This is a genomic window from Streptococcus ovis DSM 16829, assembly GCF_000380125.1.
Lineage (GTDB): Bacteria > Bacillota > Bacilli > Lactobacillales > Streptococcaceae > Streptococcus > Streptococcus ovis.
Genome location: NZ_KB904572.1, coordinates 1 through 8,444 on the forward strand (window position 1 = coordinate 1; position 8,444 = coordinate 8,444).

Genomic DNA, 8,444 nt, shown 5'->3' on the forward strand with positions numbered 1-8,444 from the left:
CCTGCCGTATCTTTTGCCTGAGCAAGATTCAGATAGTTGGCACAGCGTTCGAGGCTGGCCGGTAGTCCAAGCTCTTGAGCATGAACCATCGTGCAACGCCACTGGCTAGGGTCAAGTTGGGTATTAAGATATTTACCAAGGCACACCCTTTCGAACTGGGCATTAAAGGCACACTTGCGAACATCAGCAGAGATGATAGCTTTTTGAATGTCATCGGGCAGAGGCTCTTTCGTCAGGTCTACACACTTGACGGGGGCTCCGTCTAAGGAATAAGCAAAGAGTAAAATCTCGAAATCAGGAGCGTCTACGTATTTGTAGACACCATCCTTGATGTCGTTTGAAGAGTAGGTTTCAATATCTATATTGAGATGACGCATAAGCCCCGCCTCCTACAAGATATCATCGTCTTCATCCTCATCTTCAGTCCATTCGTCAAAGTCATTTTCAGCAGACGAACGACCGCCCAGATAATCGCCTTTAGCCACAATCTGCACATTGTTCAAGCCACACGAGATCCCTTTATTGCCTGCCGTGTTGTAGGCATAAGCATTGAGAGACACACGAGCGTAAACTCCAGAGTAGACCTCATCCTCTGAGTCTACAGGGTTCTTGTATTTGTCGATGATCTGTGGCTTGGTACGACTTGACACTGACATGAACATGTGACCGGCGTACTCTGGGTGTTCATCCGTATCCATCTCTTCATCACCATCACGAAGAGTGGTCTTGACCTTTTCCCATTTCACGCCTTTTAGCTTGTCGTTCTTGGCTGCTTCATAGGCTGCCTTTTGGGCCTTCTTGATGCGGTTGATAGTTTCCTTATCTTCCTTTGGAATCAAGATAACCGTTGAGTATTTAGCTTCCTGACCCTCGAATGCCTTTGGCTCCAAGAGAGCCACATAGCTAAGACGGACTTTACCTGTGATGATTTTAGTTGTTGCTTGTGTTGTTACTGTCATGATGTTGTTCTCCTATTCAAAATCTTTAATCGCTTGTTCTAAGCTGTTGAGTGCAGGTCGCTTGTCGCTAGTAGGGACAAGGACGGGTTTACCTTGAGGTTTGTCAATCACCTCCGCCAGAAGCTCCGTGAAGAGCGATTTGCCAATGAGCTTCTCAAGAGCTCCCATGGCAAGTAATTCTTTAGGCTTATAAATTTCATCGTCAAATCCGTTGTCATGTAGGATGTCTGCAGCTTTATCTTTGTCCGTGATAACCCGATTGCTTCTACCTTCTACTAGTTTGTAGCCCAAAACTTCTTTACCGTCCAGGGCTTGCTTGAGGGCATAGGCTTCAACAGATTCCACCCACTTCTTGATGTCGCTAGCCTTATCTAGAATTTCTTTAAGAGCCTCATCCGAGAGGAAAACAGGCTCTTGGAGCTCGTGGCGGTCGATAATTTCCCAATTCTGCTGAGCCCAGGGGACTAGCTTAGCCGCAACTGGTGACCATTTCAAAACTTCAGCATTGAGGTCCCAGTCTCCGATACCAATTTCAGCCTGTGAGGCCCTTGGTCGAACGTAATTATCTGCCCAATAAAGAAGTTCCTCTACGTGGATTTCGGAAGTACTGACCGAATCTAAGCGAGGCTGAACAATCGTCATTTTGATAGTGTCAAAATCATAGACCATATCGTAGGTAGCAAATGCACCTAACGCGTAGAGGCTCATCTGTGGGTTGAGCTTAGCAGAAACAGGAACGCCTTTTCCATATTTCAGGTCGATGATTTCAATCGTATTATCGGCTAAGATTACTACATCAGATGTACCGAATCCGTTTGGGACCCAGTCAGAAAAGTCAACACGTTTTTCAAGCTCAATATCTGCATGATCATACGTGTTAAAATGCTCCATGACGATATCCGTGTAGACCTCCGTCATTTCTTCCATTTCCTCATCGTAGAAATCTGCTCTTTCCTTGAAGGCTTTGATACGCTTGTTGAACTCCCGTTTATTGATTTTCCCAGACTTATACAAGAGTTTAATCTCAGCTAACTCATGGGCACAGGTTCCTTCTTGAGTGTATACGGTATCCCTGCTGGGCTCACCTGCCTCCAGTCTTGGTAGCATTGGGCATTGCAGCCAACGATGGGCGCTAGAGGCAGAGAGTAGAGCGTGAGTTTCTACGGGCATTAGAGCACCTCCAATTTTTCGTAAAAGGCAGCGTAGTCTTCTTCTGCAACACCCGAAACTTTAGCAGTGCCGAATTCAGCAAGGAGAGCTTTGATAGCTTTAGATTTCTTTTCTTCCAGTTTAGCCTTCGTCAGAGTCTGGATTTCAGCAAGGGACACTGCCTTTGCCTCTTCAACTTTACGCGATTTAGCTGTCTCTTGTTGCACACTGTCAACTACTGCCTGTTCAACCTCTGCAATCTTTTCTCCCCCCAATGCAGCTTTCATACTTTCGAATACTTCTGTGAGAGAGTTACCTTTAAAAGTTAATTCAATCATTGTTTTTCCTTCTTTCTGTGTTATAATTTAGTTATAGTTTATGTTGACGGTCTTCAGATCGTCTTTTTTAATGCAATCAAGCGCCTCACCTCCCTAAAATATCCTTGACTTTATCCAAGTCATTTGCGATCTGTGCCCGATAGTAAGGCGAATCGTGGACACCCTTTACAAACCTAGGATTATCAAGTACAACCCAATCCCTAATAAGCTCTGCTTGTGGGTGTTCTGATAAGTCAATTTCAAGCTCTAGGCGCTCGTTGTCACAAACGTCTAATTCCCCCTCAAGGTAGAGTTGTGCATATTCTAAAAGTCCTATCATCGACCGACCTCCGCGTAGTACAAGCGAATTTCTTTAGAGAATTTCAACAAGAGATCGTCGTCTGTGATAGCCTTAGCACGGTCAACTAAAATTTCTAGCATATCCCACGCAGCACGCTTAGCAGGATCAATCGAATGTAGTTCAGGGATTTCAAACTCATCCTGATAAGTAATCCCCCCTTCTTCATCCTTGGTTAGCATGTGGCGTCTGTAGTCTCGCCAGACATACTGTTTCACGATATCATAAGCAAACCCCGTCCCTTCACAGCAATCCTGTAAAGTTGACCCAGGGTTCTTTTTGAAAAAACTTCTTACTTCCTCAATCTTTGTCATTAGCTAAATCCTTTCAACTTCCTATTCTCAATCAGTACTTCACGACAAACCTGCTCACGATATGCCCGTGATTCCATATGATCCAATTCTTTCTTCAATTCGTTGAAATCTTTAACTTGTTTAAATCCGTAACCGATAGCGATAATTACTAACACTGCCATAGCAAGTAATCCATATCCTAATGCTTGTGTGATGGTCATATCAATAGCCTCTTTCTAGCTTGTTCAGCATAAATTTTAAATCTGTGTGGCCGTATACGTCTAATTCTTCAAATGATTGGCCAGTGATTGCCATAATCTTTTCGATTGTATTCAACCGTCCAATTTTTTCCATCTGTAAATCCCATATTATTTCTCCTTCAGCACTCCCCAGCGCTTTTATTTTTAATTTTTCATTAAGTGTAGGGCTTCATACACATCTGCAAGGCAATACATTTCATACTTGCCCTGTTTACGTGATTGCAGTCCGTATTTTTCTATTTGTTTTACATATTCCCACGAGCAATTTAGATGCTTCATCAGCTCTTGTTGACTAAGCCAGACACTTGTATCACGCTCTTTGACCGCTTCAAGCGTCGCTTCAGCTATTTGGTTAGCAATTGATATAACCAAATCGTTAAACGACAACTGCGGGTCGAATGACTGCCCCTGTGGCATTTTCAAAATTTCTGCCATTTTTTGTCCTTTCTGTGGTATAATCTAAGTAAGTTATTTTTTGTGAGCGACTGTTTCCGCAGTCGTTTTTTGTTGCTCTCAACCAGCACCCGAAGCCCTGCTAGGACTTGCAGAAAAAGGTTTATGTCGTTTAAAAAAATAATTAGGAGAAAACCAATAATTGGTATTGCCTAACAGAGCCACGGCAACTGGTTGAGGTGTGGTATAATCTCCTTAGAAAGGAGGTAGTGTTATGAAAGAATTTATCGTGTATATACTCAAGTCAAAAGAAGAACTGACTTTGCACTTCTCTGATGGCAAAAGTATAACTGTTTCCGGTCTAGCAGACCAACAACATGAAGCCGATAACTTGTTACTCACAAACAAAAATCAGCTCATTAATTTAGATCAAGTCTGCTATATTGATAAATCCTCACCCTGGCTCTACTAACATTAGAAAATGCCAGACATCGCTTTACCAGTAGCGGTAATCAACTCAGCAACTGCTGCAATAGTTGCTGGGTCTTTTTTATCAGCTTCTCTCAGTACGTCGCTTAAGTATTTCAATACTTCCTTGCGTACATCGGCTGAATTTTGTGTACTGTTTTCCATCCTCTCTCCTTTCTAGGTCATCAGACCACGTTTCGTGTGTTTCTTTTGCTAAAAATATCGCCAATATCTTTTCCAAAAATATCAGCGATTAAAAACATTTCAGATGACTTGAAATCAGTATACCCTAATTCCTTAGAGCGGTATGATGCTTCTGAAATTTCTATTTTCTCTGCCATCTGCGCTTGCGTCAGACCAGCTTTTTTTCTCAGCTCATAAAGCTTTATTTGCATTCTCTCACCCCTTTCTGATTTATAGTGTCTCCCTGTGCTATAATAAAATTATCATCATAGAAAGGAGAGCGTACTATGCAACGTCAATATGTCGCATCTAGCAACGTGAGAAGTGTTGGTTGGGAAAACAACACTTTAGAAGTTGAATTTAATAATGGTTCAATTTACCATTATCACAACGTTAGCCGATCAGAGTACCAATCTGTCTTAATTGGTTCTGTTGGTTCAAATATTCACAGACTAGCCAAAATTCATTCGTACACACGTATTGTCTAGTCTAGGAGAGTTTCACTTGCTGGGTGGAACTCTTTTGTTTGCTCCACACTCACACCTTCAACCGTAATAATAATTTTGTCATGAATACAATTCTTAGCAAGATATTCAGATACTTCCAGCAAATTTTGAATAAGTTTTGGTGGCATTTCTCTCACCCCTTTCTTGTGGTATAATGTAAAATAAAATGATTGATCAAAATTTTATTGATCCTTGTGTCTTACAATAGTATGTAGAACTTCTGCCAGTTGTTCCTTAAACCAAACATCACTGTTTTGCAGATGCTTTTCGAATAGGGCAGATGCGTTGTGAATGTGCCACTTCATCATTATGAATGATACACTAAAAGATACCAATACTGACGTTAAGATAATTTTCATACGTCCGCTCCTTCCTAGCCCTTTCGGGCTTTTTATTTTACCATCAAGGAAATGACGTTGATAATAACCGCAAGGATAATCAAAATCCATGTGATGATGATATACTTCTTCTCTTGCATATCCATTTACCTTTTGATACAATGAAACCATAAATGGTTGGGGCTTTCGCCCCGCACATTTATTCGATTAGCTTAGCTATCAGATTTATCAAAGCTGTTATGATGTTGATTAGTGCGATAACCAACCCTGCTTTGACTTCTGTGCTAAGCTTTTTCCTTTTGCGTTTCATTGCTTTCTCCTTTCGTTTTTATTTGGTCATTTCCTTGACCTTGATTATATTCTAGCACACGTTTCGTGGTCTGTCAACATTTTTCTTCCGAAAAAACAAAAAAAGTTTTCTTTTCGTGGTTTTTTGTGTTATAATCTAATCAAAATAATTTGAAAGGGGCTTTGTATGGATAAGGAAGAACTAGCAATTTTCATAGGCTTAAAAATAAAAGAATATAGAAAATTAAAAGGTTGGACTCAATTAGAACTTGGTAGAAAAATTGGTATGGGGAAAAATGCTATAAGTAATTATGAAAAAGGTTTTCGCTCACCCAAAAAAGACACTATGTTTGATTTAGCAAATGCTTTTGATATCTCTATAGATGATTTATTCCCTCCAATCGAAAAATCTACCTCTCCACAATCGCAAGGGACACCTCTCCCAGCGATTAACAACAAGGTAATATATTTAGACAGAGAGTTAAAAGAACCACGTCATAGCGCTTGGATAAACCACGGTGAACGTCTCTTGGAAGAACAAGAAACAGTGGAATACAGTACAGATACAGTAAGCGAACCAATAGTCACATACTATACCTACAACTATTACGACCAACCCGCTTCTGCTGGCACAGGTCAATATCTAAACGACGTCCAAGTAGAGCAGATTGAATTACCTACTAAAGTCAATGCTGATTTTGTAGTTCCGATCTACGGAGATTCTATGGAACCTGAATATCAATCAGGGGATTATGTGTTTGTAAAACTATCTGTCAATCTATCGGATGGCGATATAGGTGTATTTGAATATTACGGTGATGCCTATATCAAGCAATTGCTCATTAGCAAAGAAGGAGCATTTTTACACAGTTTGAACTCAAAATATAAAGATATTCCTGTAGATGCAGATAGCGATTTCCGCATTATTGGAAAAGTTGTGGATGTTTATAGGGAAAAATAAAGTGCACAACACTGAACGAAAAAGTGCTGTGCCTTGAGTAAGATGAAAGGAATGAATTATAAAAATGAAAAAAGTTGTTTTGAGCGGAATAGCTATGTTATCTGCTATAGTGTTGGTCGCATGTTCGTCCGATGCATCAGAAAAAAAGCCTAAAACAGCGGAGCCTAAAACAGAAAAAAACACAAAAGTCGAAACGGAAGAAGATTATTTTGACATAGCTGTTGATGGGATAGAAAAGATAACTACCGACAATTACAATTCTGACGACTATTATATACTTGATTACAGAACCATTTTACGTGATCCCGAAAATTTTTTTGCGACAAAATTAAGAATAGATAATTTTGAAATTATCCAAGTTTCCGAAGAAGGAAAGTATACAAAATTGCTTGGAATGCAACCAAACAATGATATTTATATGCTTTTTATCGAAACCGAACGAGCAGACATGAAATTTTTGGAAGGTGATACATTAACAGTAAACGGACGATATATTTTGACATACGACTACAAAACCACTACAGGAACAGAAAATTCTGTACCCCTTATATACACAGACGCCTACCTACTTTTAAACTGAAATTTATACTAGTATCTTTACAATAAAAAACAAAACCCCACCACTCTCGCCGACCAAAGTTTGAGTGATGGGTAAAAAATCTGATAAAAACACAACCTCGTAAGAGGGTAGTTTTTATATACTTAATTTTAACATAAAAAGGTGGTGATGCCAATCCTTATCTCAAAAAAGCACTCCCCAGCGCAAAAGAGAAAGGAAAAACATGATTAAAAAATACATAAAAGAAAAAAATGGCGAAATAGCCTATAAATTCGTCGCTTATCTGGGCGTGGACCCAGAAACAGGAAAACAGGTCAGAACGACCAGACAAGGCTTTAAAACAGAGCGAGAAGCCTTGCTAGCCCAAGCCAAACTCATAGAAGAATATGAGCAGAATAGAGGCTGGAAAAAGTCCATAGCAGTAACTGTGGACGATGTAGCGAAGCTATGGTTTGAGCAGTATCAAAATACAGTCAAACCATCAACGTATATGATCACGGAAAATAATTACAAAAACCACATATTGTCAGCAATCGGAAAGACAAATATCAAAAAACTAACTGTTTTAAGCTGCCAAAAAATGGCCATGGCAATCTCTTCTCTTAGTGGCTACGGTAATATATACAGTGTAGCAAATCGAATTTTAAAATTTGCAGTACACATGGATTTGATTGAGACGAATCCGATGGATAAAGTCATTAAACCAAAAGGAACACACGTCCCCAAGAGCGAAAGTTTCGAAAACTTTTACACGAAAGAGCAACTGGACGAGTTCCTTGAAATCGTTGAGGAGCAGAGGCCGTTGGAAGATTTGGTGCTCTTCCGCATTTTATCGATGGGAGGGTTACGAATTGGAGAAACCATTGTGTTGGATGAATATGACTTTGATTTTAATGACAATACGATTGATATCAATAAAACATTAGCATACACAAAAAACGGATGGGTTATCCAAGCGCCTAAAACTAAAAAAAGCAAGCGTAAATTGGACATGGACGCTGAAACAATGCGTCTGGCCAAAGAGTATATCTACAGCTTGCCTAAGCCTCTGCATAGCGCTAGACGACTATTTAACATCACAACCGAGGCCGTTAGATATCGCTTGGATAAAATTACAGAGACAAACAATTTAGAACGCATTACTCCTCACGGTTTTAGACATACCCACGCATCTCTCTTGTACGATGCCGGGGTGCCAGCTAAGGTTGCGCAAGAGCGGTTAGGTCATGCTAAAATCTCTATTACTCTGGATCTATATACGCATTTATCTAAGCGTAAAAAAGACGATGCGATTGAAAAACTATTTGAGTACATCGCTTAACGTATTAAACAACGTATTAAAACAAAGATAGAAACCTCAAAAACCACTGATGCCAAGGGATTTTGACCACCTTTGGTTATTATGCTACAAT

The 8,444-nt window shown here is 40.0% G+C and carries 15 protein-coding genes and 1 pseudogene; 5 read left to right on the plus strand and 11 right to left on the minus strand.

Features of this window, described 5'->3' with window-relative positions; all coding sequences use genetic code 11:
• From A3I9_RS12480 to A3I9_RS0104885, 8 genes and pseudogenes are all read right to left on the minus strand, one after another.
• Positions 1–377, minus strand: a pseudogene (locus tag A3I9_RS12480) (DNA polymerase); the annotation flags it as partial.
• Between the two features lie 12 nt (positions 378–389).
• Complete coding sequence (locus tag A3I9_RS0104850) at positions 390–959, minus strand: DUF2815 family protein (RefSeq protein ID WP_018377919.1); 570 nt, start codon at positions 957–959, stop codon at positions 390–392.
• A gap of 12 nt (positions 960–971) precedes the next feature.
• Positions 972–2,129 (minus strand): DUF2800 domain-containing protein, encoded by a 1,158-nt coding sequence (locus A3I9_RS0104855; RefSeq protein WP_018377920.1) that lies wholly within the window; start codon positions 2,127–2,129, stop codon positions 972–974.
• Positions 2,129–2,446: a hypothetical protein gene (locus A3I9_RS0104860; protein WP_018377921.1), complete on the minus strand. Its 318-nt coding sequence runs from the start codon at positions 2,444–2,446 to the stop codon at positions 2,129–2,131. The genes A3I9_RS0104855 and A3I9_RS0104860 overlap by 1 nt, the downstream gene beginning before the upstream one ends.
• 85 nt (positions 2,447–2,531) lie before the next feature.
• The gene (locus tag A3I9_RS0104865) at positions 2,532–2,765 is read right to left on the minus strand and encodes a hypothetical protein (protein WP_018377922.1); all 234 of its coding nucleotides are present in this window, start codon (positions 2,763–2,765) and stop codon (positions 2,532–2,534) included.
• The gene (locus A3I9_RS12485; protein WP_018377923.1) at positions 2,762–3,097 is read right to left on the minus strand and encodes a hypothetical protein; all 336 of its coding nucleotides are present in this window, start codon (positions 3,095–3,097) and stop codon (positions 2,762–2,764) included. Before A3I9_RS12485 ends, A3I9_RS0104865 begins: the two co-directional genes overlap by 4 nt.
• Positions 3,097–3,258 carry a hypothetical protein gene (locus A3I9_RS0104875; protein WP_156809171.1) on the minus strand — a complete coding sequence of 54 codons (162 nt, stop codon included), beginning with the start codon at positions 3,256–3,258 and terminating at the stop codon, positions 3,097–3,099. Before A3I9_RS0104875 ends, A3I9_RS12485 begins: the two co-directional genes overlap by 1 nt.
• 222 nt (positions 3,259–3,480) lie before the next feature.
• Positions 3,481–3,771: a hypothetical protein gene (locus A3I9_RS0104885; RefSeq protein ID WP_018377926.1), complete on the minus strand. Its 291-nt coding sequence runs from the start codon at positions 3,769–3,771 to the stop codon at positions 3,481–3,483.
• A gap of 232 nt (positions 3,772–4,003) precedes the next feature.
• On the opposite strand from A3I9_RS0104885, the gene A3I9_RS0104890 reads away from it, so the two are divergent.
• The gene (locus tag A3I9_RS0104890; protein WP_018377927.1) at positions 4,004–4,201 is read left to right on the plus strand and encodes a hypothetical protein; all 198 of its coding nucleotides are present in this window, start codon (positions 4,004–4,006) and stop codon (positions 4,199–4,201) included.
• A gap of 2 nt (positions 4,202–4,203) precedes the next feature.
• Here the strand turns inward: A3I9_RS0104890 and A3I9_RS13385 are convergent, their stop codons facing one another.
• Entirely contained in the window at positions 4,204–4,362 is a 159-nt protein-coding gene (locus A3I9_RS13385) for a hypothetical protein (RefSeq protein ID WP_018377928.1), read from the minus strand.
• Between the two features lie 20 nt (positions 4,363–4,382).
• Positions 4,383–4,592, minus strand: coding sequence for a helix-turn-helix transcriptional regulator (locus A3I9_RS0104900; protein WP_018377929.1), 210 nt, complete (start codon positions 4,590–4,592; stop codon positions 4,383–4,385).
• Positions 4,593–4,667: 75 nt separating this feature from the next.
• Between A3I9_RS0104900 and A3I9_RS0104905 the strand changes: the two genes are divergently transcribed.
• Positions 4,668–4,868, plus strand: a complete 201-nt coding sequence (locus A3I9_RS0104905; RefSeq protein WP_018377930.1) for a KTSC domain-containing protein — start codon at positions 4,668–4,670, stop codon at positions 4,866–4,868.
• Here A3I9_RS0104905 and A3I9_RS13510 read toward each other — a convergent pair.
• Entirely contained in the window at positions 4,865–5,014 is a 150-nt protein-coding gene (locus A3I9_RS13510) for a hypothetical protein (RefSeq protein WP_018377931.1), read from the minus strand. The two genes, A3I9_RS0104905 and A3I9_RS13510, sit on opposite strands and share 4 nt — an antisense overlap.
• A gap of 685 nt (positions 5,015–5,699) precedes the next feature.
• On the opposite strand from A3I9_RS13510, the gene A3I9_RS0104925 reads away from it, so the two are divergent.
• The 3 genes from A3I9_RS0104925 (at position 5,700) to A3I9_RS0104935 (ending at position 8,353) form a co-directional block, all read left to right on the plus strand.
• The gene (locus A3I9_RS0104925; RefSeq protein WP_018377934.1) at positions 5,700–6,473 is read left to right on the plus strand and encodes an XRE family transcriptional regulator; all 774 of its coding nucleotides are present in this window, start codon (positions 5,700–5,702) and stop codon (positions 6,471–6,473) included.
• A gap of 64 nt (positions 6,474–6,537) precedes the next feature.
• The gene (locus A3I9_RS0104930) at positions 6,538–7,053 is read left to right on the plus strand and encodes a hypothetical protein (protein ID WP_018377935.1); all 516 of its coding nucleotides are present in this window, start codon (positions 6,538–6,540) and stop codon (positions 7,051–7,053) included.
• 202 nt (positions 7,054–7,255) lie between these two features.
• Positions 7,256–8,353, plus strand: coding sequence for a site-specific integrase (locus A3I9_RS0104935; RefSeq protein WP_018377936.1), 1,098 nt, complete (start codon positions 7,256–7,258; stop codon positions 8,351–8,353).
• The last annotated feature ends 91 nt before the right edge of the window (positions 8,354–8,444 follow it).